This is a genomic window from Paraburkholderia sp. J12 (genome assembly GCF_905220215.1).
In the GTDB taxonomy this organism is placed as follows: Bacteria; Pseudomonadota; Gammaproteobacteria; order Burkholderiales; family Burkholderiaceae; genus Paraburkholderia.
The window spans coordinates 91,863-116,983 of sequence record NZ_CAJMZC010000015.1; the positions used below are offsets into that span (position 1 = coordinate 91,863).

The window sequence follows — 25,121 nt, forward strand, 5'->3', positions numbered from 1 at the left end:
GGCAAACGATGAGCAAGGTTTGGCAGCTCGAGGTTCCAGGTTTTCCCGGTTCGTCGGCGCGGCGCGTGTGGTTGAAGAGCATGGGTGCCATGGCGGCGGTTTCGGCCATGGGCACGCTGGCCGGTGCGCCCTCCGCGCGTGCGGCAGATGCGGGTAAGTCCGCGGCATCCATGAAGGCGGCCGGGGACGGCAAGGCGCTCATGGCCTTTGTCGGCACCTACACGCCGCATGGGCTCGGTATTCACCGCTTTCGCGTGGATCGCGCAACGGGCAAGCTCGACGCATTGGAGCCGGTGCAGGGTATCGAGAATCCGAGCGCGCTTGCCGTCGATGCGCAACAGCGCTTTCTCTTCAGCGTGAGCGAAGTCAAGAACTACAACGGCACGACGAACGGTTCAGTCAGTTCGTACGCCATCGAACCGGGCACGGGTGCGCTGCGCCTGCTCAGTACGGTCAATTCGCAGGGCGCGGGCCCGGTGTATCTGAGCCTGCATCCCAACGGCCGCTTCCTGCTGGTGGCGAACTATGTGAGCGGCAGCGTCGCAGTGCTGCCGGTGGGTAGCGACGGCACGCTGGGCGAAGCGGTTTCCGTGCAGGCCCCGCAGGCTCCGGCCGGCGCGCAGCATGCGGCCGAAGGGGTGCCGGGCAGCTTCGCGATCAGCGACCATGACGGTCCGCACGCGCACACGATCGTGCCTTCGCCCGACGGCCGTTTTGCGATCTCGACCGACCTGGGCGTCGATCGAACCTATCAGTGGAAATTCGACCAGACGAGCGGCGCCCTCGCGCCGAACGATCCGCCTTTCGTGGCGGCATCGGCCGGCGCGGGGCCGCGCCACGTTGCTTTCCATCCGGGCGGCCGCTACCTGTACGAAGTGACCGAGGAGGCTTCGACGCTCGTGACTTACGGGTACGATGCTGCGCGCGGCACGCTGACGCCACTCCAGTCGGTTTCCACCTTGCCAGCAGGCTACGAAGGCACGAGTTTCGCATCGGAAATCCTGCTCTCGCACGATGCGCGCTTCATCTACGTGGCCAACCGGTTGCACGACACGATCGCGCAGTTCGGCATCGGCGCGGACGGACGTGTTCACTGGATCGGCGAAATCCACACTGGCGGCGACTATCCGCGGGTGATCCGTTTCGATCCCACGGGGCGTTTCCTTTATTCGCTGAACCAGCGCAGCGATCACATCGCCATCTTCGCGGCCGACAAGGCGAGCGGCAAGCTGCGCTTTACCGGCACGTATGTCGCGGTGGGCAGCCCTTCGGATATCGCGTTTGCCGCGGTGTAGCCTTGATGGGCTGCGTATTTTCGGATCGGAAATAAAAAACCGCACACGCTGCAACAGCGTGTGCGGTTTGCGTCTGACACCACCGGTCCGGCACCTGGCCGGACGCGCGATCAGAAGATGTTGCGCAGGCCGACAGCGACGCCGGTCTGATTGTTGCGGCCCGGGTAGTCCGCGAGGTAGGCGCCCGTGCCACGCGTGAAGTCGACCGTGCCGTAGACTTCCGTGCGCTTCGAGAGCGAGTACTCGGCCAGCAGCGTTGCCGAGTAGTTGATACCGACACCGAGTGCACCGTCGAGCGTTGCCGCGTTGCGGGCGTGGCCGTAGTAGCCTGCTGCCGTCAGCGCGAGCGGTGCCGTCACCTGCCACGTGGAGCCCACGTAGAAGTTGTCGTCGATACGGTTCGGGCTCACGTGCGCGAGCGACGGTGCGCCCGATTGCTGCTCAGCCAGATCGACCGTGCCGGTCTGATCCTGCGAGTGCAGCCAGCCTGCCAGCAGCTTGATGGTCGGCGTGACGGTATAGACGACGCCCAGGTTGCCGATGTTGAACTTCTTGCCCGAGACGTCGTTCTGCTGCCAGCCCGCCATGGCCTGGATCGGGCCCAGCGTGTACGAAGCCGTGAGGCCGTACATGCTGTTTTCGCCCGTGCTGCCCGGCACGCCGCCGAAGCCGTACATGCCTTCCACATGCAGGCCGGCGAAGTCGTTCTGATACTTGATCGAGCTGTTGGTGAACAGGAACGGACCGACCGGGTTATACGCCCAGCTGTCCTGCCAGAAGTCGGCGACGGTCAGCGGATCGTAGATGTTGCCCATCATGTCGAAGAAGGGCGTCTGCTGGCGACCGAGGGTCAGGGTACCGTACTGCGTGTTCGAAAGGCCGACGTAAGCGTTACGCTGGAACAGCTGGTTGCTGCTGTTGTCGAGCTTGCCCGACCAGAGCTGGAACTGGTTTTCCAACTTGAAGATCGCCGACGTGCCGCCGCCGAGATCTTCCGTGCCCTTCAAGCCGAAGCGGCTCGGCGTTTCGACGCCTTCGCCCATGGCGACCTGGCTGTCGTTGTTCGAGTTGGCGTTGGTGAGGTAGCGCACTGTCGTATCGACGAGGCCGTACAGCGTCACCGAGCTTTGCGCAAAGGCGGATTGAGCTGAGAGGGCAAGGAGGGCGGCACCGACCGCGACTGCTGTTTTCTTCATATGTGTCCCCGACGTTGTTCGCCGGCGTCGCGCGGACGCAATCGCCAGCATTGCAATTGAATCGAATACGCCGGCAATTTCCGGCGACCGAACGGACGGGATGATATTTCCATTAAATTAAATGTTGTAATTAATTCGTCCGGTTGTCGCCCTCCCGCAACATTCAGTTGACTTCCGATTATCGGGGGCGTTGTTTCGCAGGGGCGCCGGAAAGCCCGTGGCTGCGGGCACACACGGGTTTTCCCCATATACCCGACAAAGACCGGATGCACGTCCCCGGGATATCTGGTTAAAATCCGGCGTCTTTTGTCTGGAGAATCTTTCATGAAATGCGTGCGAGAGGCGCGATGCATACGCGTCGCCCGAAGCCGTCTGTTGTCTGCCGCCGCGGTCGCCGGGGTTGCGCTTCTCGGGCTGGCCGGAATGACGCCCGCGGCCTTTGCCGAACTCGGCGGGATGCCCACGCTTTCCGCTGCCGCGCCGCAAACAGCCGCGCAGTCGGCCTTCCGGGCGAGAGAGGTGGCAAACGCCACGGATAACACGGCGGGGGGTGCCGCAAACGCTTCTTCCTCTTCGGTATGGAGCACGCGCGAGACGACGCTCGCCGACGGCACGGTCGAGCGCGAGTACGTGGGCGCGGATGGCCTCGTGTTCGCCGTGGCGTGGCGCGGCCCGCGCCGCCCGGAACTCTCGACGCTGCTCGGCGCCGGCTACGCCACACAGATGGCGCAGAGCGCCCGGCTGATGCGCAAGGCCGGCCTGGGCTCGCATAGCGTGACGTCGCTGGCGGGCGGGGACTTCGCCGCGCGCGCCATCGTGCGCCAGCGCTATTCGGCAGGCATTGCGTGGCTGCCGCAAAAGCTGCCTGCGGGCATGAAGCCCGATGCGCTGGGGATTGTTTCGGGTACCTGAATCTTCAACGGGCATAGCGCCCGAAAAACAAAAAAGTGAACATGGCACAGCAAACGGGGCAGTGCGCCGAGATCGGTGCGGGCGCAACGGATTCCAATTCTACGAAGCGTGGCTGGGCATGGTTGCCTGGTGGGCGTGGTGCTATCGCTGCCGTCTGCGTGGCGACCGCGTTGGTGTTGAGCGCCTGCGGCGGTGGCGGCGGATCGAGTTCCGCCACGAACAACGCCGCGGGTACCGCGAGCGGCGCAAGTGGTGCGAGTGGTGCATCGTCGGGCAGCGCGGGCGGCAGTTCGTCGTCGTCGAGCAATGGCTCGTCGTCCTCTGGAGCGGGGAGCGGCAATACGCCGACGGGCGGCACGAACGGCTCCATCGAGGCGAATTCGATGGCGCTCGTGGTGGGCAACGGCGTGGCCGGCAATGGGGCGAACCAGCCTGAAGTCAGCGTGCAGATCTGCGCGCCCGGCACGAACGTGTGCCAGACGATCGACCACGTGCTGATCGACACGGGCTCGACCGGCGTGCGCATTGCAAGCGCGGCGTTGAGCCCGCAACTGCTTTCCGCGCTGCCGCAGGAAACGGTGAGCGGCTCGGCACTCGGCTCCTGCGAGCAGTTCCTCGACGGCTATACGTGGGGATCGATGCGCGTGGCCGATGTGACGCTTGGGCCGAAGTCGGCTTCGTCGCAGCCGCTGCAGATTTTCGGCGATACCTCGATCGGCAACGTGCCGAATGACTGCAGCGACAACGGCACGCTCACGTCCGATAACACGCCGGCCGAGTTTGGCGAAAACGGTGTGATCGGCGTTTCGGCAGCCTTGCAGGATTGCGGCACGGCGTGCGCCCAGCAGGCGATTTCGCCGGCCTACTATGCGTGTGCGGGCGGCACGTGCCAGAGCACGGCTGTGCCGCTGGCGCAGCAGGCGCAGAATCTCGTCTCCAGCTTCGCGCAGGACAACAACGGTGTGGTGCTCAGCCTGCCGGCCATCGGCACCACGGGCGCGACTTCCGTGTCGGGTACGCTCTATTTCGGTGTGGCGACGCAAACCAATAACGCCATGACCGGCGCCACCGTGCTGCAGACCGATCCGAACACGTTCAACAACGTGGTGACGTACGAAGGCGCGCTCTATCCGGACAGCTTCATCGACAGCGGCTCGAACTTCTTCTTCCTGAACGACGCAACGATTCCGCGCTGCTCGTCGTCGAACGACTTTTATTGCCCGTCGGGCACCTTGTCCCGGACCGTCTCCATGGCGTCGGTCACTGGCGTGCCGCTGGGCGAGAGTTTTTCGATCGCCAATGCGCAGACGCTCTTCAATAGCTACCCGAACGACGTAGCGTTCAACAACATTGCCGGTACCGGCTATACCGGCGCCATCGATTTCGGGCTGCCGTTCTTCTTCGGGCGCGCAATTGCCGTGCTCAACGAGGGGCAAACCGCGCTGGGGCAGGCGGGGCCGTTTACGGCGATTGGTTCGCTTTGATGTAGAGACCTTGAGAGGATCCGCCGCACGGCGGATCCTCTTTTTTATCGAAAAAATATTGCACTACGAAGTAATTTTCCAGGTTATGTAGGGCCTATCATGGCGACTCGATCAGTACGGCGATGCGAGTCGGTTTCGATAAATCCAATAAAGAACGTTTAGACGGACAGCTGAAAAAAGCCATTAATATTCTTGAAGCCCCGGTATAGCGAAAGCCGATCGTATTGCCGATGTTTGATTCCGCGGCTGATTCTTTTCATTCCCGGAAATCGATTGACCGGGCCCGGCCTGGACGGCACACTGGCCGGGCTTGGACATGGGCTCATCGAGCCTGTGGACAGGCAAAATGTAGAGCCCTCTTTCAGGACGCCTTCAGGGGTGTCCTTTTTTTTTGCGCAATAAAGAATGAATGCGCATTGGCGTGCCACGCATCACTTTTCTATCGCTTCGAGCGGCTCCTGCTGGCCCACTGCATTCTGCTGCATTTCCCGCCGGTATTCAGAAGGCGTCTTGACGAAGCGACGACGGAATGCCGTAGCGAAATTCGCCGCACTCGAAAAACCGGTCTCATCGGCAATGGCCGCAATGCTGAGCGACGTATAAGCCAGCAGGTATTGCGACTGATCGAGCCGCTTCTCGCGCAGGTGCTCGAACACGCTCTGGCCCAGGTGTTCGCGAAAGGCGCGCGACAGCCGCTTCTCGTGCGTCCCGAGACGCCGGGCCAGATTGTCGAGCGAGGGCGGATCGCTCAGATTGGCCGCCAGATACTGAAGCGCCGCGCGCACGAGCGAAGCGTCCGCCGAATGGCCGAGATCCGGCAACGCGTGGGAATCGGCATGAGCGGAACGTCGCAAGTGAACGCGGATGCGTGCGATCATCTCCGCCGGTTCGTAGGGCTTGGTCACGAAATCCACCGCACCGCTGTCGAAGCCGTCCAGACGCGTGGCGAGGTCGTCGGTAGCCGTCAGCAGGATGACCGGGATGGTTCGCGTGGCCGGGGTGGCCGCGAGCAGCCGGCAGGCGGAGAGCCCGTCCATGCGCGGCATCTTCACGTCCATTACGATCAGATCCGGCTGTTGAGCCTGGGCGCGATGATAGGCCTGTTCGCCGTCGAACACGATGCTGATGCGGCAGCGTGTGTTGCGCAGTGCTGCGATGAGCAGATGCAGGTCGTCGGGCTGGTTATCGACCAGAAGTATGTGTTTGTCCTCGAACATGGTGCAATGCTGTCAATCTCGGTGGGCTGGACGATGCGGCATGCCCCTCGACTTTCGGCTCGCAGGCCGGTCGCTGTTGGTATGGAAAGCTCATGGCAGTCTTTGTAGGTATGCGTTGCTCGCGTGGACGCGTCACGCGGTGGCGGCGGCCGGGGTGGCCGTCTCGCCCGAAGCAGGGGCCGGGTGCTGAGCCGGCACGCGAGGCCGGTCGCTGCGCCCCGTACCGAACGCTCCAGAATGATTCGACAAACTCGTGGCGGCGTCTGTTGCCGACACCACGGAGCGGTCTTGCTGGCGCGCCTTTTCCGCTGTTACGCCGAAACGCGCGGCAAACGCCTTCTGAAACTTCGCCCTGTTTGAAAAAACGGAATTGATGCAGGCAATGCCAATTGTTTCCGCTGGTCAGACTGAAATGGCGCTGCGCAATTATGCATCAGACTGCATTCCATCATCAAACGTTACCGCAGGGGTAGCCGGGAAAATCAAACCGGGCGGGAATGGGTAGCGGTGAATTTCTGCCCGTATCCGATGGGTATTTTCATACTATGAATTTAGGGGATTCCCGGCAGTTGCTGGCCTTTTCCCGGGTGAAAAACGTTTGCGCCCGGAATATCGAATGTCAATGAGCTATTCGATATCCGTTATTAGTGACCGACCAGCGATTGAGCGAGTAAAGCCATTTTAAGCATTGCGCCAGCGCTTCCCGGCGTATCGCATTACACGCGTGGATAGGCTTAAAACCCAATGCTGACAGGGCTTGGGCGGACCCCGGCGGGATGAGGCGATTTGATGTTGGCACCCAAGAGGACGAAGCGCCGTTTCAGGATTTTCCCTGGGTGCATCGATCACATCGCCTTCCGAAAGACCCTGCGTCGATTTATCTCACCTCCCATCTTCCGGAGTGCCGATATCCCGGCGCCAAAGGCGATTCCCGTTCGCATGTAAAGCGGCGATTTCAAAAAATGATCGAATGATCGTTCGCTTCGGATATTTCGCAGATTCGCCCATGGGTATTGGGAAGCGGTAATTGTTAAGGATTGACAGATTGCCAACAACGGGTCGTTGAAATAAACATTTTTTCCGTTCAAAGAAAATTCCGGCCCGGGGCGGTATGTAAATCTTGCGGGTAAATCGGAGCTTCGCCAGACGGGCGCTCACAACGGGGCAGCGCCTCCCGAGCTAGAGAGGCGGGTGCGGAGGTCCCTCACGTGGACGGCAAGCGTCGGCCTGGCCGTCCAAATTGAAAAGAGCTAGAGAGACCATGCGAACGAAGATTTTGTCGATTTTCGGCACGCGGCCAGAAGCCATCAAAATGGCGCCGCTCGCCATACAGCTGCAGGCCAGCGCCCACGTCGAACCGGTAGTGTGTGTGACGGGGCAACATCAGGAAATGCTCAAGCAGGTGCTCGACCTGTTCGAGATCACGCCGGACTTCAACCTCGCCCTGATGACGGGCAACCAGACCCTCAACGGGCTGGCCGCGAAACTCATCGCGGCGCTCGACGACGTGCTGGCCACCGTGCGCCCGGATCGGGTGCTGGTGCATGGCGACACGACCACGGCGTTCGCCGCGGCCATCGCGTCGTTTCATCGCGGCATTCCGGTGGGGCACGTGGAAGCGGGGTTGCGTACCGGCAATCTGCAACAGCCGTGGCCCGAAGAGATGAACCGCCGCGCCGTCGACGTAGTGAGCGACCTTCTGTTCGCGCCCACCGCGAACTCGAAGGCGAACCTCGAACGCGAGTCGCTGCAAGGACGCATCGTCGTGACCGGCAACACGGTGATCGACGCGCTGAACCTCACCACGGCACGCATCGACAACACGCCGGCCTTGCGCGCCGAGCTCGACGCGCGCCTGCCGTTTCTCGACAGTGCGCTGCCGCTCCTGCTCGTCACGGGGCACCGCCGCGAAAGCTTCGGCGCAGGCTTCGCGAACATCTGTGGCGCGCTCGCCGATCTCGCGAAGACCCACGCCGTGCAGATCGTCTATCCGGTGCATCTGAACCCGAACGTGCGCGGTCCGGTGCAGGCAACGCTGAGCGGGGCGCGCAACGTCCACCTGATCCAGCCGATGGACTATCTCGGCTTCGTGCGGTTGATGCAGCGGGCGTCGATCATTCTCACCGACTCGGGCGGCGTGCAGGAGGAGGCGCCCGCGCTCGGCAAACCCGTGCTCGTGATGCGCGACGTGACCGAACGCCCGGAAGCCGTGGCGGCCGGCACGGTGCGCCTCGTCGGCACGGAACGCGAATCGATCGTGAGCGCGGTGACCGGCCTGCTGGGCGACGCGCGGGCGTGCGCCGGGTTTGCCCGCCGCATCAATCCCTACGGCGACGGCTACGCATCGCAACGCATCGTCGCGGCGCTCACAGGACGCCCCTTCGAACCATTCCACGCAGGCGAGACTGGCGCAGTGCCCGCTGCCGCCCGCGCGTCGTTTGCCGACGCCGTTTATTAGCGCGGTGGTGGGGCACAAAGGTATCGCACGCCGATACCCGTAGGACTGCCAGGAAAGGGAGCCGGAGTCAGGCGATACGCCGGCCCGGACTCCCCCCACAAACGATGCGCGCCGGCCGGGCCGTGCCAGGTACGCACATAGAGAGTGTAGAACGTCATGAATCCCGTCACGCCCTGGCGCGCGATTGCGCGCGCTCGTCTGCAGGCGCTGCCTGCGCTGTTCCTGATTTCCGCAAGCGTTCACGCGCAGCAAGCCGTCGACCTCGCCGGCGGCTTCGCCCAGATCGGCAGCAATCGGCTCGCCACGCGTACGGTGTCGCTCGCCGAGCTCGGTATTCGCGAGCCCATCGTGCTGCGCGCGCCGGAAATGCGCCAGGAGCTGTATCTGCCGGTGCCCGCCGGCGTGCCGCTCACCGACGCCGCATTGCAGATCGACGGTACTTATCTGCGCGGCAACGGCGGCCGCGTGACTCTGCTGGTGTCGATCGACGGCTCGCCGGTGCTCGCGAACACGCCTACCCAGGACGGCGGCGACGCCTCGGCGGCGGTGGGCGTGGACGGCGCGCCACGCAAGACGGGTTTCGTGCGCGTGGGTCTCGACTGGTCGTCGGTGCTGAGCGACAACCTCTGCGCGGACCAGACGGCGATCGGCAACGTCTGGCGTATCGCGCCCACCTCGCGCCTCACGTACCGCTTCGACCCGAATGCCATCGTCGATCTGCGCGGCGCGTGGAGCGCGTTGCCCGACCATCCCGTCGTGATGCTCGGCTCGCCGGCACTCGGCGCCGCCGCGTTCGATGCGGGCTGGCGCACCGAGGCGCTGCTGCAGCGCGACGGCCGCGTGCCGGTCACGCGTGCGTTGCCGGCGGTGGGCGATACGGTGGATCTGGGCCAGGTGGACGTGCCCGCGTCGCTGCGCGCCATTCCCGCTTTCGCGGCGCTTGCTGCGGGCGGTTCGCACAAGCTGGCGAATCCGGCCGAAGTGGGCGCGCTGATCGCGCTCGCACCGCGTGCGGCCTTCGCGCCCGACGTGATCGTCGCCGACGACACGCTGCGTACCGCGCTCAAGACCTCGCTCGATGCGCTGCGCGCCCAGGTGGCAGACGTCGCGCCGAACGCGGGCGATGCCTTCGATGCCTGGCGCAACAGCGCGACCGGTCCCGTCGCCGCGCCGCTCGAACCCGGTGAGGTGCGCGTCGCCCATCTCGGCGGCCAGACCGCGATCGTGGTGGGCGACACGGCCGGTGTTTCGCTCCTCGCACGCGCCTGGCGCCCGATTGGCGTGACGAACCGCCTCGTGGTGCACGAAATCGACAACGCGCCGAACACCAAGGGCGATGAAATCGCGCTGTCGCTGCTGGGCGGCGAGCCGCGCACGCTCGATGTGCAGGGCCGCGCGACGTGGGACGCCAGCTTCGATCTCGGCGCGGCTTCGGGCGACGGCAAGCTGCCGGGCGAGGTGGTGCTGGACGTGGCCACCGCGCCGACGGCGAACAACGCGGCGCAGACCGCCTCGGTCTACTTCAACGACGTGCTGATCGGCTCGCAACTGCTCAATGCGAACGGCAAGCCGCAGCGCATCGCGGCGCGCGTGCCGCGCTACGCGCTGGCACCCGTCAACCTGCTGCGCGTGGTGTTCGAGCGCCAGCCCGATGGCAGCTGCCAGCGGCGCGGCCTCGAGCATCCCGTCGCCGTGTTGCCCAGCAGCCATCTCACGCTGACCGACGCGAAGGTCGATGACGACTTCACCGGCATGGTGGCGCGCTTCGCCACGGACGCGAACGTCATCGTGCCCGCGGCGTATTTGCAGAACGCCGTCGCGACGCTGCCGCGCGTAGCGCGCCTTGCCAACGCCAGCGGCATCGCGCCTCTGCGCGCCGACCTCAGCGTGGCACCCGCCGGCACGGCAGCCAGCCCGAAGGGCGCGTTTCTCGCGGTCGATGTGGCGCTCGCGGACGAAAAGAGCGTCGCGCGTCTGTCGAAGGACCGGCTCTCACTCACCGATTCGTCGGGCACGATGCTCGCGGACATCTCGGGGCTGAACCGCACCGGCGTGATCGAGGCGGTCAAGTCGGGCAGCGTGCCGGGCATTGCGTACTCGAGCATCGGCGATACGCCGGCGATCCTGCCCGCTTCGCTGCAACTCACGCGCGGCGACCTGGCGATCGTCGACGGCAGCGGCGTGCTGCGCCAGTTCGACACGCGTCATCCGGGCGAGACGATCGACGCCGACGACACCGACAGCCCGTGGACCACGCGCAGCTGGGTGTGGTGGGGCATTCCGGCGGGGCTCGTGGGCTTCCTGATCGTGCTCGTGCTGGTGGCCAACATCGTGCGCCGCCGGAACCGGGACCGGTCGTGATCCCCGTTTCGATCAAGTGGTACGTGGGCTACGCGGTGGCCCACTACTACCAGTGGCTCGAATACGCAGCGGTGCTGGTCGCGCTCGTGATCCTGCTCTCCAGTCTCGACGACCTGTTCATCGACGTCTGGTACTGGACCCGCACGCTCTATCGCCGCTTCACGGTGCAGCGCGTCTACCGGCCGCTCACGCGCGCCCAGCTGTACGAGCGCAACGAGCAGCCCATCGCGATCATGGTGCCCGCCTGGCACGAGTACGACGTCGTCGCGGCGATGATCGAGGACATGGTGCGCGTGCTGGACTACCGCAACTACGTGATCTTCGTCGGCACCTATCCGAACGATCCGCAGACCATTGCCGAAGTGGAGCGCATGCGCCGCCGCTACAAGCAGTTGCGCCGCGTGGAGGTGCCGCACGACGGTCCCACCTGCAAGGCCGACTGCCTGAATTGGGTGATCGCCGCGATCTTCAAGCACGAACGCGCGGCCGGCATCGAGTTTGCCGGCGTGGTGCTGCACGACAGCGAGGACGTGCTCCATCCGGTCGAGCTGCGCTTCTTCAACTATCTGTTGCCGCGCAAGGACATGATCCAGTTGCCGGTGGCTTCGCTCGAGCGCAACTGGTTCGAGCTGGTGGCCGGCACCTATATGGACGAGTTCGCCGAATGGCACGCGAAGGACCTCGTGGTGCGCGAGAGCCTTGTGAATGCGGTGCCTTCGGCGGGCGTGGGCACGTGTTTCTCGCGCCGCGCGCTGCTGGCGCTCAGCGCGCAGACCGACAATCAGCCGTTCAATACCGAGAGCCTCACCGAGGACTACGACGTGGGCGCGCGGCTCGGCAAGATGGGCATGCGCTCGATCTTCGCGCGCTTTCCCGTGCAGTTCGCCACGCGCCGCAAGGCCTGGTTCGGTTTCGGCAAGGAGCGCGAGCTGACCATAACGATGCCGCTGTGCGTGCGCGAATTCTTCCCGGACACCTTTCGCACCGCCTACCGCCAGCGCGCGCGCTGGACGCTCGGCATCGGCCTGCAGGGGTGGAAGCAGACCGGCTGGAGCGGGTCGCTCGCCAACCGCTATCTGCTGTTCCGCGATCGCAAGGGCATCGTCACGGCCTTCGTCGGGATCATTGCTTATGGGCTCGTGATCCAGTTCCTGCTGTTTGGGCTTGCGGGCCTGCTGGGCACGATGCCGCCGCTCATCGCCTCGCCGTTCGCCGACTCGTTCTGGCTGCGCGCCGTGCTGTGGGCCAATGGCTGCGCGCTGCTGTTGCGGGTCGTGCAGCGCGTGTACTTCGTCGCGCGTCTGTACGGGTGGGAGCATGGCGTGCTTTCCGTGCCGCGCATGGTGGTGGGGAATTTCATCAACTTTATGGCCGTGGCACGCGCCTGGAAGATGTTCCTCCTGCACGTTGCCACGGGCAAGCGCCTCGCATGGGACAAGACCATGCACGACTTCCCCTCGGCGGACGGCCTCAAGGACCGGCGCCAGCGTCTGGGCGAGCTGCTGCTGTCGTGGCAGGCCATCGACGAGGGCAAGCTCGAAGCTGCGCTGGGAGAAAGTCAGGAGCGCGAAATTCCTTTGGGCCGCGTGCTGATGGCCAAGGGCTGGCTCGACGAGGAGACGCTTGCCGAAGCGCTCGCGTTCCAGGCCGATCTGCCGCGCGGCCATCTGCATGCGCAGACGCTGCACGAAGACGCAGCGCTGCTGCCGCTCGATGCAATCGTGCGCCACCGCGTGCTGCCGCAGGCCGATCCCGGGCACGGGCGCACTGTGCTGCTTACCGCGAGCCTGCTGGCCGAACCGGTGCTCGAAGAACTGGGCGCGCTCGTCGCGGGGCCGGTGGTGCAGGAGATCGTGCGCGAAGGGGAGATCGTCACGGGATTGCGCGTGCTGCGCGGCGTGGAAGTCGCGATGGCCGGGAGCGGGGACGTGGAGCATGAGGCCGGCACGGAGCACGTGCGCAGCGTGCCCCTCATCGGCGATTTGCTGATCGAGCAGGGCTTGGTGCGCCGCGAGGCTTTCGAAGCAGCGCTGCAGCAATACCGTCCCGACCGGGACGGCCGGATCGGCGACTTCATGGTGGCGCGCGACGTGATTTCACGCGCGGCGTTAGAGACCGTTATTCAGCAACAGCAGCGTTTGCGCGGCGAGTTGCCAGCCTCACGATGACCTATTTCCACTCCAGGTGCGGCGCCGCCGGTTCGTTTCGGGCCTCGCTGACGGCCTCGTGCGCCGCCACGCTCGTTGCATTCGCGCTCGGTGTGCCTGGCGCTGCCCACGCTCAGGCGCTACCCGCCGTTGCTCCCGTCATGCCAGGTTCCGCCACGATGACCCGTATCGATCTTCCTCTCAGCGGCGCGGCTTATCGCATCGCGCAACAAGCCTACGCGGATTATGGCCGCGGCGATTACGAAGCCGCTGAAGCGCAGGCGCGCGAAGCGATCCGGCAGCGTCCGGACGTGGTATCGCTGCGCCTCCTGCTCGCCAATTCGCTGGCGGCCGGGCGGCGCCTCGGCCCCGCGAGCCAGGCGCTCTCCGAGGCCATCGCCCAACTGGGTCCCGAGCCCTCGCTCGTTGCGCGCCGACGCCAGATCGACACGCTGCGTGCAGCGCTTCGCAAGGTGCAGGTGGAACGCGCCCGCCCGGCCGATCCCGACACGTTGACGGGAGATGCGCTCACGCTCGGCAAGCAGGCTTACGCGGCCTATGCGAACAAGGACTTCAAGGCGAGCGCGGATTACGCGCGGCAGACCGTCGCGTTGCGTCCGGACCTTCTGCGCCTGCGCCTCCTCTACATCGACGCGGCGGGCGCGGCAGGGCAGGACGAGGACGCCTGGCAGGCCGATCTCGACGCGGTGAAGCGCTTCGGCGACAGCGACGACCTGCGCTTGCGCCGCACCTTTATCGGCAACCGGCTGGCGCCGAAGTCCTCGGCCGCTTCGTTCGCGGCATTCCGGCGCGGCGATCGGGACACGGCCGTGTCGCTCGCACAGCAGACGGTGCAGTACGCGCCGGATCAGGTGGACTATCGCATCCAGCTGATCTCCACGCTCTTCGCCACCGGCGATCTGGGTGCGGTGGAAGCGGCGGCGGCCGCGGCAATCGCGAACGACGACACCGAGATCATGCCGCTCGTCCTGCGCGGCTACGTGCTTGCGGCAGAAGGGAAACCCGAGGCCGCCGACGCGGACTTCGCACGCGCGCTCAAGGCGAAGGACGCGACCGAGCGCAACCAGCGGGTGGCGCGCGTGATCATCGCCGACGTCTGGATCGCACGCGGCGAGGCGCAACGCGCGCTCGACATGCTCGCGCCGCTGCGCATGCGCGGCGACGACACCGATCCCCCCATTGCGCAACGCCGCTACACGGCGAAGCAGCAGCTAACCCAGGGCAAGGGCGCGGCGGCTTCTACGGCGCTCGATCCTGCGAACCGTCCGATCTTCGACTGTTCGAGCGATCAGTTTGGCGCAACCTGCTACGTCTATGCCGCGGACGCCGGTTTTGCCGCCGCACGCGACTACGCCACGGCGGCCGAAAAGTCCGATGACGACGACAAGGCCATCAAGACCCTTGCCGCTGAAAAGACGGGTAAGGGCGGCAAGACCGCTGCCGCCGAAATCGCCGCAAAGACCGACGCGGCAAAGAAGACCGGCGACGCCGACAAAGCTGCTGCCGTCGCAGCGGCCCGCAAGGCCGTCGAGGCGGCGCCGCAGGTGGCGCAGCATCGCGTCGAACTGATCGACGCGCTCACCAACGCGGGCGACGAGCGCGGCGCCACGCGCGAGGCGCGCAAGGCGGTCGACGACGGGTTGCTCGCGGCCATGCCGCCGTTGACGGCCGCGTATGTCGCCCAGCACGCGGGCGAGAGCCGGCTGGCTTCCGACTACTTCAAGGCAGCCGACCAGTCCCGCAAGCTGTCGCCCAACGCAACGGCCGACGCCGCTTTCGCCGCAGAGCAGGCGCACCGCAACGCCGAAGCCGCCAGGTACTTCGAGCGCGCCATCGACGCCGCCACCGGACCCGCCGGCGACGACCCGGTACCCACGGCGCAGCAGGTGTACGACATGCGCAATGCGCACGCCGATGTCACGCGCAACTGGGGCTTCGACGCATCGCTCAACTATCGCGGCGCGGGTCTGCAGCCGGGCTTCGCGACGGTGCCCACGCCCGGCATCTCGAACAACTGGCAGACCGGCGTGGAAGCCTGGTGGCGGCCCTTCGGCAGCCTCGGCGACCGCATGTTCGAAGTCTATGCACGCGGCTACGAGAACTTCGGCGTGCAGGGCGGCGGCCCGACCGGCGCGAGCACGCTCCAGCTTTCGCTGGGCGCGCGCGTCAAGCCGTTCTCGCAGATCGACGCGATCTTCGCCTTCGAACGCATCATCCCCATCGGCTCCTCGGCCAATCCGGACTGGCTCGCACGTCTTGCGTACTCGGGCGGTTTCGGCACCGAGCGACGCATCGACGTGCCGTCGTGGTGGACCACGCAAATCTACGCCGAAACCGGACACTACCTCGATAGCGGCGAAACCTATGGCACGACCTGGATCGAAGCGGGCCGCACCTACCGCATGGATCGCATCAGCCCGCGCTGGACGGTGTTTCCGTATCTCGTGGCCGGCGCCGACTACGACTCGAGCATCGATCACAGCATCCCTGTCGGGGCGGGCGTGGGCATCTCCACCCGCTACTGGTTCCGCGACAGCAAGTACGACGCGCCGCGCTCGTACGTCGATGTTTCCGTGCAGTACCGCTGGCGTCTCGCGGGCGACGAGCGCGCGCGCGGCGTGTTCTTTGGCACGGTGTTTTCGTATTGATTCTGGAGCAACGCAATGAAGAACCGATCTTTGCGCACGACGATGGCCTGGGCGATGGCGGGCGCGGCACTCGCCGGTGTGGCGCCCACCGCCCTGGCGCAGGCGGCTGCCGACGTCGCGAGCCTCTACGGTCCGCAACCGCCCGCCGACGCGGCCTACCTGCGCGTGCTCAATGCCTCCGCGCAGCCGGTCAAGGTGGTCTACACAGGGGGCGGCCCGGCGCAAACGCTCGCGCCGCGCGCGGCGACACGTTATGCCGTGCTGCGGCCGGGCGAACCGCTCTCCGCGACCGTCGACGGCCGTGCCCTGTCGCGCACCGATAGCGGTAGCGCGAAGGCCGCAGCGGGCGACTACGTCACCCTGGCCGTGCTGCACGACGCCCACGGCTGGCACGCGAGCGCCATCACGGCGCGCGGCGACCGCATCGACGGCCTGAAGGCCACGCTGCGCGCCTATAACTTCGCCGCGAATTGCGGCGCGAGCATCGGCATTGCAGGCACAGGGGCGGGTGCCGGGGCCACCGTGTTCGGCAATCTCGACGAAGGCAACACGGCGGCGCGCGCGATCAATCCGGTGACGGCCCGCCTCGTCGGGCAGTGCGGCAGCGCGACCTCGGCAGCAGTGACGCTGCCGCAGCTTGCGGCGGGAGACGGCTACAGCCTCTTCGTGCTCGGCGATGCGGCGAACCCCGTGCTTGCCGGCGCGCGCGACGCGCTGGCCTGGCCGCCCGGCGCGCGCCAGACGAACCCCTAGAAGCCATCGGCTTGCCGCAAGACGCAAGCGCGACGAGACCGTGCGGCCTGCCGCCCACGTCGAACGATAACCACGATAAAGAGAAGAGGCCTCAGTCCATGACCGATTTCAACCGCATGCCCGGGACTTCCCTGGGCAAGAGCCATGCGCCGATCGATACGCGACGCCGGCGCGTGCTGGCCGCGCTGGGGGCGATCCCGCTTGCCGCAGGGCTCGCCACGCTGCTCGCGCTGCCGCGCAGCGCGCGCGCCGCGACGACGGGCACCGTCGTCGAAGGACGCGACGGCTGGCTTTACCCGGGCTGGGAAAGCCTCACGGACGATGCCACCGACGCGTGCCTGAAGAACGTCGATCTCATCTACAACGCCGCGCAGAAACTCGCCGCGCGCAAGATCCTCTGCCTGGTCGCCATCGCGCCGCTCAAGGCGCGGCCGTGCGCCGCGAACCTGCCGGCCGGCGTGACGCTTTCGGTGGCGATGCAAAAACGCTTCGCGGCAATGCACGCGCATGGCAACGCGATCGGGCTGCCCATCATCGACTCGGAAGCGGCGCTCGCCGCACTCGACCCGGACGTGGAGAGCTTCGTGCGCGCCGACTATCACTGGAGCGGTCATAGCGCCGAGGCCGTGGCCGCGCGCGTGGCCGCCCGGATTGCCGAGGCGGGACCACTGCCGGGCACGGCAGGCACGGGGGCGAAGCTCGGTGCGTGGACGGAAGAGGTGCACTACGGCGACCTGGCCGACCTGCTGGCGCTGCAGCAGAAGAAAGAGATCGGCAAGGATCACTTCATCGTGCGCGCCGTGGCGCAGCAGAACGCGCTGCTCGATAGCGGGCCGGATGTGGTGCAAGTGGTGGGCAACAGCATGGTGCAGCCGTATCTGGGTTTCACGCAGAAGCTCTCGAATGCGCTCGACCGGCCCGTGGGTCTCACCTGGACTTTCGGCGACACGGGCCCGTGGAAGACCCTGCTCAACTACCTCGAAGGGCCGGCCTTCAAGTCCCATCCTCCCCACGCCGTCGTCTGGCAGTTCAACGAAGGGCAGATGATGAACGGACCCGCGGCCGCCGGGCAGTGGGATGCGCCCTCGGTGATGGCCGAAGACGCCTGGCTCGCGCGCGTCGAAAAGGCCGTGGGGGCGGCGGGCGCATGAGCGGCCAGGAGACGGGCGAGGCGACCGGATCGCGGGCCTTGCCGGCGAGGCCGGAGCCTGCGTATGGCGCGAAGCGTGCGGCGGCCGGGTCGCCCGCAAGTCCGCTCGCGAACCACGCTCCGGTGGCATGGCTCGTGGCGGGCCTGCTCGCGCTCGGTTTCGCAGGTGCGTTGGTCTCTCTTGCGGCCTCGCGCAACGACGGCGCGACGTTCGATCTGCACGGCTGGCGTGACGGCACGTTGGGCCGCCAGATCGACCGCGCGATCGACGTGCCCTACGCGCGCGGCCTGCATGGCTGGGAAGCCGCCGTGCGCTACCGCCTGTTCGGCGATCTGGGGCTGCAGGTCATGGAAGGGTGCCCCGGCTGGCTGTTCTATCGCGACGGTTTGAGGCCCCTTGGCGACGATGGCGGCGAGGCCGCGACCGATCCCTTGATCGACGCGCGTATCGCCGCGCTCGACGCCTACGCGAGTGCGCTGCGCGCAGCGGGTATCGCACTTGTGGTGGCCACGGTACCGGACAAGGCGCGGGTGGAAACCGATGCGTTGTGCGGTCTCGCACAGGCGCCTGTCATGACGCGCCGTCTCGCGCGCTGGCAGCATGCCCTCGACGAGGCGGGCGTTGCCCATGTCGATTTGCTGCCCGCCTTGCAGCAGGCGCGGCCCGCGTTCTATCGCACCGACGTGCACTGGAATGCGCGCGGTGCCGAAGCGGCAGCCCAGGTATTGGCGACTGCGGTGCTGCCGCGGCTCGGCACCCGCGGCGATACGCGCTTCGTACACGCGCAGGCGCCGGCCGCGCCGCGCGTGGGCGATCTGCTTCAACTGGCGGGTCTCGCGGATGCGCCGGATGGCTGGCGCCCCGCACCCGATGTCGAAACCACCGAAACACTGACCCCGGTGCGCGCGGGCGGACTGCTCGACGCCGGCCCGGGCACGGAAGTCATGCTGGCCGGCAGCTCGTTTTCGCGCCGCAGCGCGTTTGCGGACCGCCTGGGCGAGCAGTTGGGGCGCGAGGTCTGGAACGTGAGCCTCGACGATGGCCAGTTCGACCGCGCGTTGCACGCGATGTGGGCGAAGCGTGCCTCGTGGCCTGCAAGCGTGCGTGTGGTGATCTGGGAAATGTCGGAGGACGCGCTTTCCATGCCTGTCGCCGATGAGCCGCGAACCGGCGCGCCACAGGCAGCCGCGAATCCGCCCGTGCCCGCTCCCGGTGCTGCACACGAAGCGCCCAGCGCCCGCCAGGACTGACGCCGATGCTATTCAACTCGTTCATTTTCCTGACACTCTTTCTGCCGCTCGCGCTGGCCGGTTATTACCTGCTGGGGGCGCGCCTGCCACGTGCGGCGGCGGCATGGTTGTGCGGCACATCGATTGTGTTCTACGGCTGGTGGAATCCTGCTTTCGTAGCATTGCTTACGATTTCGATTGCGTTCAACTACGCCATGAGCTGCGCGATTGTCGCCGCACCGGCACAGTCGAAGCGCCGCCGCTGGTTGCTCGGTCTCGCCATCACGGCCGATCTCGCCGTGCTCGTGCGCTACAAATATCTGGCAACGTTCCTGAGCGCGCTCGTGCACGCCAGCGGCATGACGCCGGCCGGTTGGCTCGCGCAGGGCATGCACGACGTGATCCTGCCGCTCGGCGTGTCGTTCTTCACCTTCACGCAGATCGGCTATCTGTTGGACTGCAACGCAGGCATCGTGAAGGAGCGCGACGTACTGGGCTACGTGCAGTTCGTCACTTTCTTTCCGCATCTGATCGCGGGGCCGATCCTGCATCACAAGGAGATGATGACGCAGTTCGCGCAGCCGGCCACCTACCGGTTGCGTGCCGGGAATCTCTCGATTGGCGCATTCCTGTTCACGATCGGTCTCGCGAAGAAGGTTCTGCTTGCCGATACGATCGCGCCGTATGCCGACGCGGGTTTCGCCGCGCCGCACGATCTGCAGTGGCTGGCGGCGTGGGGGACCTGTCTCGCGTATGCGCTGCAACTGTATTTCGACTTCTCCGGCTATTCGGACATGGCCGTGGGCCTGGCGAAGATGTTCGGCGTGCGCTTTCCGTTGAACTTCAACTCGCCGTTCAAGGCCGCCAGCATCATCGACTTCTGGCAGCGCTGGCACATGACGCTCACGCGCTACCTGACCGCGTACCTTTACTACCCGCTGGCGATGCGCATCAACCGGCGGCGGGCGCAGCAAGGTCTGCCGATCGGGCGTCTCGCGCAGCGCTCGACAGGCGGATTCCTCGCCACCGTGGCCACGCCCACGCTCTATACGATGGCCCTGGCCGGCATCTGGCACGGCGCAGGCGTGCAGTACCTGATCTACGGCCTGCTGCACGCCGTTTATCTGACGGTGAATCACGCCTGGCGGCTGCGCCCGGGGGCAGCTACGGCAGCCACGACAGGCTGGCGCGCACGCATCCGCCACGTCTGCAACGTACTCCTGACTTTTTTGGCCGCGCTCGTTGCTTTCGCATTCTTCCGTGCGCACGGCGTGAGCGATGCACTGGCGCTTCTCGAAGGCATGGCTGGCCTGCGCGGCATCGAGCCGCTTGCCTGGCCCGCATGGCACGCCGCGAACATGGACGCCGGAACGTGGCTCCATCTGGTCATGGGCCGCTCCATGCTCGCGCTGCGCATTGCCGCGTTGCTCGCGATCGTGTGGTGTCTGCCGAATTCGCATCAGTTGATGGGCCGCTTCTCGCCGGCGCTCGAGCGTCCGGCCGAAGGTCCTTCGGCGCTGCCGCGCTGGCGGCCGTCGCTGGGCTGGACTGCCGCCATGGTCGGTGTGCTGGCGTTCTGCGTGGCCCAGTTGCATGGCGAAGTGCGCTTTCTCTATTTCCAGTTCTGATGCCCGGAACGCTCTTTGTGAGGACGAGAACCATGAATCAAAACGAAAAACTGAGCGCCGAAGTGGCGAGTCTCGTGGAGTCCGTCGTGGTGCGTCCCGTGAGCCACGACGAACCGCTGCTCGAAAACGGCCTGGTGGATTCGGTGCTGGCCGTCGAAATCGTGATCGGCGTGGAAACGCAGTTCGGCGTGCAGATTCCGCCCACCGAGATCGCCGAACATCTGGCCTCCGTCGATGCGCTGTGCGAATACGTCGCCGCGCAGCGCGAGGATTGAGATGCGCTTCGATCTAGCCGAAAACCGCTTCGTCGAGTGCGACGTGCGCGCCGGCGCGTGGGCGGTCATTGCCGACGATCGCAGCTTGCGCTGGCGCGAACTGGCCGACGAGGCGCAAGCGTGGGCCACGCAGGCACGCGACTACGGTTTCTCGGCCGACGTGCCCGTGATCGTGCGGGGCCACAAGGAGGCGGCGTTCTTCGTGGCGATGGCGGGGGCGCTGCTGCTGCGCGCGCCGTTCGTGCCCGTCGATACGATCTATCCCGAGGCGCGCATGCAGCGCATTGCCGCTGTGCTTGGTGCGACGACGTACTTCGACGCAAGCGAGGGGCGCTTCGTCGCGCTCGACGCGCAGGGGCAGTCCCGGCTGGCCGCGGCTGAGTCGGCATCGGCGCCACCGCCGTTGCGCGAGCCCGGTCTTGCTTATGTGCTCTTCACGTCCGGTACGACGGGCGAACCCAAAGGCGTGCAGATCGGTCGCGAGAGCGTGGCGGCACTGGCCGCCTGGATGGCGGATTTCGCACTCGGCGAGGCCCCGGTGTTCCTGAGCCAGGCGCCATTCAGCTTCGATCTTTCGATGTACGAGGTATTCGGCACGCTGGTCATGGGCGGCACGATCATACTCGCGTCCCGCTCGCTGACCGCCCAGGGCAATCTCTTTCGCGCCATCCTCGCGCGCAACGGCCTGACCACGTGGGTATCCACCCCTTCTTTCGCGCAGCAGCAACTGCTGAGCACGCAGTTCTCCGCGGCAGGGTTGCCGTCGCTCCGAACATTGCTGTTCTGCGGCGAAGTGTTGCCCGTGACGCTCGCACGGCAACTGCGGCAGCGCTTTCCCAACGCGCGCATCATCAACACCTACGGGCCGACCGAAGCCACGGTGGCTACGACATGGATCGTGATCGACGACGCGGTGCTCGCCCAACACGCGCGTCTGCCGGTCGGCTACGCGAAGCGCGACGCCGAAGTCTTTGTGGAGAACGGTGAGCTGTGCATCGCGGGTGAGCATGTGATGCGCGGGTATCTGAACCGTGAGGATCTGAACGCCTCGCGCATGTTCACACACAATGGGCAGCGCGCCTTTCGGACCGGCGATCTGGGTTCGGTGGAAGGCGACGGGCTTCTCTTTTGCCATGGCCGGATCGACGAACAGATCAAGGTAGGCGGTTACCGGATCGAACTGGCGGAAATCGATGCAGCCTTGCGGACGCTGTCCGGCGTGGAGGGTGGCGCGGCGGTGGCGCTGCGCCGCGCGGATGGTTCCGTGGCGCGGATCGCGGCGTATGTCGCGATCGATCAAAGTCACGATGGCAGCGGCCGCTTGCCCGATGTTTTGCACGACTGGAAATCGCAATTGGGCCGATACCTGCCGCCCTACATGATCCCGTCCGAACTGCTGACCTGCCGGGCCTTGCCGCTCACGGTCAACGCGAAGATCGACCGCGCGCAGCTCGCCAACGACTACCGTGATTTTCATGCCCGTACTGAGCGCCGGACCGATGCCTGATCCTGTTGATCCGCGCAGCGCGAAGCGACCGGACCCGCTGGCCCCGCCGCTGCAATCGCCGCTGCAATCGCCGCGCCGCCGCGCGCTGCTGGTTGCCGGCGTGGGTGTGCTCATGGCGGGTGCCTGCTCGACGCCCGGTTCGAACAGCCCGCAACGCCTCGCGCAAGGCATCGTCTGGCAGCCCGATGCCGACCATCTCAACCCGCATGGCGACTGGGACCGCCTTGGCGTGACGGACCTGCTGGTGCAATGGACCGCCGTGGACGGCACGTCGTTCCTGCCGGTCGCCGAGGCTGCCAGCGGCTTGCAACAATCCAGCCCGTTGCCGGACTGGACTGGCATTGCACAGGCGCCATGGGCGCGCAATGTGATCGTCGGACTGGCCGGTTATTTCGACGAGACCCGAGCGCGCACGAACCTGGCGCAACTGACCGGGCGGTCGTTGCAACTGGTGACGGCGCAGCCGCCGGTGCATATCGACGGCTACTATTTCCCCGTCGAAATCGATCCCACGTGGCAGGGCGCCTTGGTGCTTGCGCAAGTGCTCGACGAACTGCCGCGCCCGCTGTGGGTGAGCGCCTATGACAACTCGAACGTGGGCGGCCCGGCGCTGGCCGCGTTCCTGGATCGGTGCCTGCCGCGCGATGTGGGCGTGTTCTTCCAGGACGGCTGCGGTGCCTCGGCACGCGCCCCGGACACGGCGCGCGGCTATGCCGATGCCCTCGCGGCACGGCTTGGCGGCAACCGCGTGCGGATCATCGCCGAGGCCTTCCGGCCGGCCCCGAGCGGCAGTGGCTTTCGTCCCGCTTTTCGTCCTGCTACGGCGGCCGAGTTGTTGCCGCAATTGCGGGCCTACCGCAACTACAAGATTTGGATCTTCGACGGTCCGCACTATGTGTCGAATCGGCTCGTGCAGGACCTGCTCAATGCCGAGGGGCAGGGGTGAAAGCCGGCTTGCGGCTTGGCTTTTGGCCCGGCTTGGGGACCACTAGGCCCAGCGCGCGCCACCATCGAGGTGCAGCACTTCGCCCGTAATGAAACCGCCCGTGAGCAGCAGCCGTACGGCTTGCGCGATATCGTCGGGTCGACCGATACGTCCGGTGGGCAGCGCCGCCGCGGCGGACGCGAGCGCCTCGTGCTTGCCGTCGCCGAAGAAGGTGTCGAGCAGCGGCGTATCGACGAGCCCCGGCGACACCGCGTTCACCCGGATCGGCGCGAGCTCCAGCGAGAGCGCCCGCACCATGGCCTCGACGGCGGCCACGCCCGCCCCGATCACCGCGCCGGTATGCATCGGCCGCGAAGCCAGCAGCCCCGAGGTCAGGACGATCGAGCCATCCTGGCGCAGCCGGTTCAGCGCCGCACGCACGATAGCGAGCGGCCCGACGATGCGCTCTTCGGCCACGCGCCGCCAGTCGTCGGGCGTGCTTTCGCGCAGCGTCTTGAGCGATGCGGTGCCCGCCGTGATCACGAGGTGATCGAGCGGCGGCAGCGCATCGAACAATGCTTCGAACACCGAAGCATCGTGCAGGTCTCCCACGAGTTGTCGAGCACCGCCGATCGACCCGGCGGCGCGGCGCAGCCGCTGCGGATCGCGGCCGACCAACGTCACTTCGGCGCCCGCGCTCGCCACGTCGCGTGCTACCGCGAGGCCGATTCCCGAGGTGCCCCCCACCACCATCACATGACGGCCCGCGAGTGGCCTCGTGTGGCCAGCCGTGTTAGCGTTCGCGTGGTGCTCCATCGTGGTTTCGTTCATCGTATTCTCCGATCGACAAGGAAGTAGAACCGCCATGCTCTATGAGAACCGGAGCCGGGAGAACGCACGCGTCGTCGATTACCCTTATCGAATTCTTTGATGAATTGAATGGGTTGACTCATGGACATTCTTCTCGCCATGCGCGTTTTCGTGCGCGTCGTCGAATGCGGCGGGCTCTCCGCCGCCGGCCGCGATCTCGGGCTGGGGCAGCCGGCCGTGAGCGAACGTCTGCGGCAGCTCGAACAGCACCTGGGCGCACGCCTGCTCGATCGCAACACGCGTTCGGTCAACGTCACCGACGTAGGGGCGGTGTTCTACGCGCGCGCGAAAGAGGCGCTCGACGTGGTCGATGGCGCGACCGCGAGCGTCGCCACCTTCAACCGGCAGTTGCGCGGCAGACTGCGGATCGCGGCGCCCCACGGACTGGGCGAAACGCTGCTGCCCCTGCTGCTCGCGGAATTGCAGCAGCGCCATCCCGAGCTTTGTATCGACCTGGTGCTCAACGACCGCTTCGTCGATCCCGTGGTGGAGGGCGTGGACGTCTCGATCCGGGTGGGCCGTCTGGGCGAAGGCGGCTTCGTCGCGCGGCCGCTCGGCACGATGCGCAAGCTGCTGGTGGCCTCGCCCGCCTATCTGGCGCGGGCCGGCGCACCGGCTTCGCCCGCGGCGCTCGCAGCGCATCCGTTCGTCCACATCGACAGTGTTGCGCGCAACGGCAAGCTGCGCCTGGACGGGCCGGACGGCTCGGCCGTTCTTGCGTCCGTGCGTTCAGCCTGGCGCTGTAACCACTGGCGCCCGCTGCTGGGCGCATTGCTGGCCGGCAATGGCATTGGCGCGCTGCAGTGGCCGAGCTGTCGCAACGAGATTGCCGAAGGCAAGCTCGTGCCGGTGTTGCCGGATTACCGGTTGCCGGACGTAGCGGTTCACGTGATTTATCCGGCCTCGCGGCGGGTGTCGGCGAAAACGGGCGCCGTGGTGGCGTGGTTGCAGGCGCAGTTGCCGGGGCTGCTGGAGCAGGGCGGCAGCGCGGGCGGGACGGTAGGCAGGACGGTGGGCGTGACGTTGGGCGAGTAGCGCGCTGCC

Annotated in this window: 18 protein-coding genes; 15 read left to right on the forward strand and 3 right to left on the reverse strand. The window is 66.3% G+C overall.

What is annotated here, in order from left to right; translation table 11 throughout:
- Nucleotides 1-8: 8 nt before the first annotated feature.
- A complete protein-coding gene (locus U5760_RS26240; protein ID WP_322015240.1) occupies nucleotides 9-1,295 on the forward strand; it encodes a lactonase family protein in 1,287 nt (428 codons plus the stop codon).
- 110 nt (nucleotides 1,296-1,405) lie between these two features.
- On the opposite strand, the gene U5760_RS26245 is transcribed toward U5760_RS26240, so the two are convergent.
- Nucleotides 1,406-2,491, reverse strand: a complete 1,086-nt coding sequence (locus tag U5760_RS26245) for a porin (protein WP_322015241.1) — start codon at nucleotides 2,489-2,491, stop codon at nucleotides 1,406-1,408.
- Nucleotides 2,492-2,866: 375 nt separating this feature from the next.
- Between U5760_RS26245 and U5760_RS26250 the strand changes: the two genes are divergently transcribed.
- A complete protein-coding gene (locus U5760_RS26250; RefSeq protein ID WP_322015242.1) occupies nucleotides 2,867-3,403 on the forward strand; it encodes a DUF2844 domain-containing protein in 537 nt (178 codons plus the stop codon).
- A gap of 158 nt (nucleotides 3,404-3,561) precedes the next feature.
- On the forward strand, nucleotides 3,562-4,887 hold the full coding sequence (locus tag U5760_RS26255; protein ID WP_322015243.1) for a DUF3443 family protein: 1,326 nt from the start codon (nucleotides 3,562-3,564) through the stop codon (nucleotides 4,885-4,887).
- 431 nt (nucleotides 4,888-5,318) lie between these two features.
- Here U5760_RS26255 and U5760_RS26260 read toward each other — a convergent pair whose 3' ends face one another.
- The gene (locus U5760_RS26260; RefSeq protein ID WP_322015244.1) at nucleotides 5,319-6,104 is read right to left on the reverse strand and encodes a DNA-binding response regulator; all 786 of its coding nucleotides are present in this window, start codon (nucleotides 6,102-6,104) and stop codon (nucleotides 5,319-5,321) included.
- A gap of 1,261 nt (nucleotides 6,105-7,365) precedes the next feature.
- On the opposite strand from U5760_RS26260, the gene wecB reads away from it, so the two are divergent.
- The 11 genes from wecB to U5760_RS26315 all read left to right on the forward strand — a co-directional run bounded on the left by wecB (nucleotide 7,366) and on the right by U5760_RS26315 (nucleotide 23,228).
- The gene (gene wecB / locus U5760_RS26265) at nucleotides 7,366-8,562 is read left to right on the forward strand and encodes a non-hydrolyzing UDP-N-acetylglucosamine 2-epimerase (protein ID WP_322015245.1); all 1,197 of its coding nucleotides are present in this window, start codon (nucleotides 7,366-7,368) and stop codon (nucleotides 8,560-8,562) included.
- 156 nt (nucleotides 8,563-8,718) lie between these two features.
- Complete coding sequence (locus tag U5760_RS26270; RefSeq protein WP_322015246.1) at nucleotides 8,719-10,923, forward strand: cellulose biosynthesis cyclic di-GMP-binding regulatory protein BcsB; 2,205 nt, start codon at nucleotides 8,719-8,721, stop codon at nucleotides 10,921-10,923.
- On the forward strand, nucleotides 10,920-13,091 hold the full coding sequence (locus U5760_RS26275) for a glycosyl transferase family protein (protein ID WP_322015247.1): 2,172 nt from the start codon (nucleotides 10,920-10,922) through the stop codon (nucleotides 13,089-13,091). The genes U5760_RS26270 and U5760_RS26275 overlap by 4 nt, the downstream gene beginning before the upstream one ends.
- A gap of 158 nt (nucleotides 13,092-13,249) precedes the next feature.
- A complete protein-coding gene (locus U5760_RS26280) occupies nucleotides 13,250-15,739 on the forward strand; it encodes a bacteriophage N4 adsorption protein A (RefSeq protein WP_322015248.1) in 2,490 nt (829 codons plus the stop codon).
- Between the two features lie 15 nt (nucleotides 15,740-15,754).
- Nucleotides 15,755-16,492 (forward strand): alginate O-acetyltransferase AlgF, encoded by a 738-nt coding sequence (locus U5760_RS26285; protein ID WP_322015249.1) that lies wholly within the window; start codon nucleotides 15,755-15,757, stop codon nucleotides 16,490-16,492.
- 98 nt (nucleotides 16,493-16,590) lie between these two features.
- Nucleotides 16,591-17,643 (forward strand): alginate O-acetyltransferase AlgX-related protein, encoded by a 1,053-nt coding sequence (locus tag U5760_RS26290; protein WP_322015250.1) that lies wholly within the window; start codon nucleotides 16,591-16,593, stop codon nucleotides 17,641-17,643.
- On the forward strand, nucleotides 17,640-18,893 hold the full coding sequence (locus U5760_RS26295) for an alginate O-acetyltransferase AlgX-related protein (protein WP_322015251.1): 1,254 nt from the start codon (nucleotides 17,640-17,642) through the stop codon (nucleotides 18,891-18,893). The genes U5760_RS26290 and U5760_RS26295 overlap by 4 nt, the downstream gene beginning before the upstream one ends.
- A gap of 5 nt (nucleotides 18,894-18,898) precedes the next feature.
- Nucleotides 18,899-20,500 (forward strand): MBOAT family O-acyltransferase, encoded by a 1,602-nt coding sequence (locus U5760_RS26300; RefSeq protein ID WP_322015252.1) that lies wholly within the window; start codon nucleotides 18,899-18,901, stop codon nucleotides 20,498-20,500.
- Nucleotides 20,501-20,532: 32 nt separating this feature from the next.
- Nucleotides 20,533-20,775, forward strand: a complete 243-nt coding sequence (locus U5760_RS26305; RefSeq protein ID WP_322015253.1) for an acyl carrier protein — start codon at nucleotides 20,533-20,535, stop codon at nucleotides 20,773-20,775.
- A 1-nt stretch (nucleotide 20,776) separates the two neighbouring features.
- Nucleotides 20,777-22,282, forward strand: coding sequence for an AMP-binding protein (locus tag U5760_RS26310; RefSeq protein ID WP_322015254.1), 1,506 nt, complete (start codon nucleotides 20,777-20,779; stop codon nucleotides 22,280-22,282).
- Complete coding sequence (locus U5760_RS26315) at nucleotides 22,275-23,228, forward strand: hypothetical protein (RefSeq protein WP_415914185.1); 954 nt, start codon at nucleotides 22,275-22,277, stop codon at nucleotides 23,226-23,228. Before U5760_RS26310 ends, U5760_RS26315 begins: the two co-directional genes overlap by 8 nt.
- 42 nt (nucleotides 23,229-23,270) lie before the next feature.
- Here the strand turns inward: U5760_RS26315 and U5760_RS26320 are convergent, their stop codons facing one another.
- On the reverse strand, nucleotides 23,271-24,038 hold the full coding sequence (locus U5760_RS26320; protein ID WP_322015255.1) for an SDR family oxidoreductase: 768 nt from the start codon (nucleotides 24,036-24,038) through the stop codon (nucleotides 23,271-23,273).
- Between the two features lie 120 nt (nucleotides 24,039-24,158).
- Between U5760_RS26320 and U5760_RS26325 the strand changes: the two genes are divergently transcribed.
- Entirely contained in the window at nucleotides 24,159-25,112 is a 954-nt protein-coding gene (locus U5760_RS26325; protein WP_322015256.1) for a LysR family transcriptional regulator, read from the forward strand.
- Nucleotides 25,113-25,121: the final 9 nt, after the last annotated feature.

What these genes read in the sequence shown, in the direction of transcription:
- U5760_RS26240 (WP_322015240.1), top strand. Translation starts at nt 9, where the DNA reads ATGAGCAAGGTTTGGCAGCTCGAGGTTCCAGGTTTTCCCGGTTCGTCG.
- U5760_RS26245 (WP_322015241.1), bottom strand. Translation starts at nt 2,491, where the DNA reads ATGAAGAAAACAGCAGTCGCGGTCGGTGCCGCCCTCCTTGCCCTCTCA.
- U5760_RS26260 (WP_322015244.1), bottom strand. Translation starts at nt 6,104, where the DNA reads ATGTTCGAGGACAAACACATACTTCTGGTCGATAACCAGCCCGACGAC.
- wecB (WP_322015245.1), top strand. Translation starts at nt 7,366, where the DNA reads ATGCGAACGAAGATTTTGTCGATTTTCGGCACGCGGCCAGAAGCCATC.
- U5760_RS26270 (WP_322015246.1), top strand. Translation starts at nt 8,719, where the DNA reads ATGAATCCCGTCACGCCCTGGCGCGCGATTGCGCGCGCTCGTCTGCAG.
- U5760_RS26280 (WP_322015248.1), top strand. Translation starts at nt 13,250, where the DNA reads ATGACCCGTATCGATCTTCCTCTCAGCGGCGCGGCTTATCGCATCGCG.
- U5760_RS26285 (WP_322015249.1), top strand. Translation starts at nt 15,755, where the DNA reads ATGAAGAACCGATCTTTGCGCACGACGATGGCCTGGGCGATGGCGGGC.
- U5760_RS26290 (WP_322015250.1), top strand. Translation starts at nt 16,591, where the DNA reads ATGACCGATTTCAACCGCATGCCCGGGACTTCCCTGGGCAAGAGCCAT.
- U5760_RS26295 (WP_322015251.1), top strand. Translation starts at nt 17,640, where the DNA reads ATGAGCGGCCAGGAGACGGGCGAGGCGACCGGATCGCGGGCCTTGCCG.
- U5760_RS26300 (WP_322015252.1), top strand. Translation starts at nt 18,899, where the DNA reads ATGCTATTCAACTCGTTCATTTTCCTGACACTCTTTCTGCCGCTCGCG.
- U5760_RS26305 (WP_322015253.1), top strand. Translation starts at nt 20,533, where the DNA reads ATGAATCAAAACGAAAAACTGAGCGCCGAAGTGGCGAGTCTCGTGGAG.
- U5760_RS26310 (WP_322015254.1), top strand. Translation starts at nt 20,777, where the DNA reads ATGCGCTTCGATCTAGCCGAAAACCGCTTCGTCGAGTGCGACGTGCGC.
- U5760_RS26315 (WP_415914185.1), top strand. Translation starts at nt 22,275, where the DNA reads ATGCCTGATCCTGTTGATCCGCGCAGCGCGAAGCGACCGGACCCGCTG.
- U5760_RS26320 (WP_322015255.1), bottom strand. Translation starts at nt 24,038, where the DNA reads ATGAACGAAACCACGATGGAGCACCACGCGAACGCTAACACGGCTGGC.
- U5760_RS26325 (WP_322015256.1), top strand. Translation starts at nt 24,159, where the DNA reads ATGGACATTCTTCTCGCCATGCGCGTTTTCGTGCGCGTCGTCGAATGC.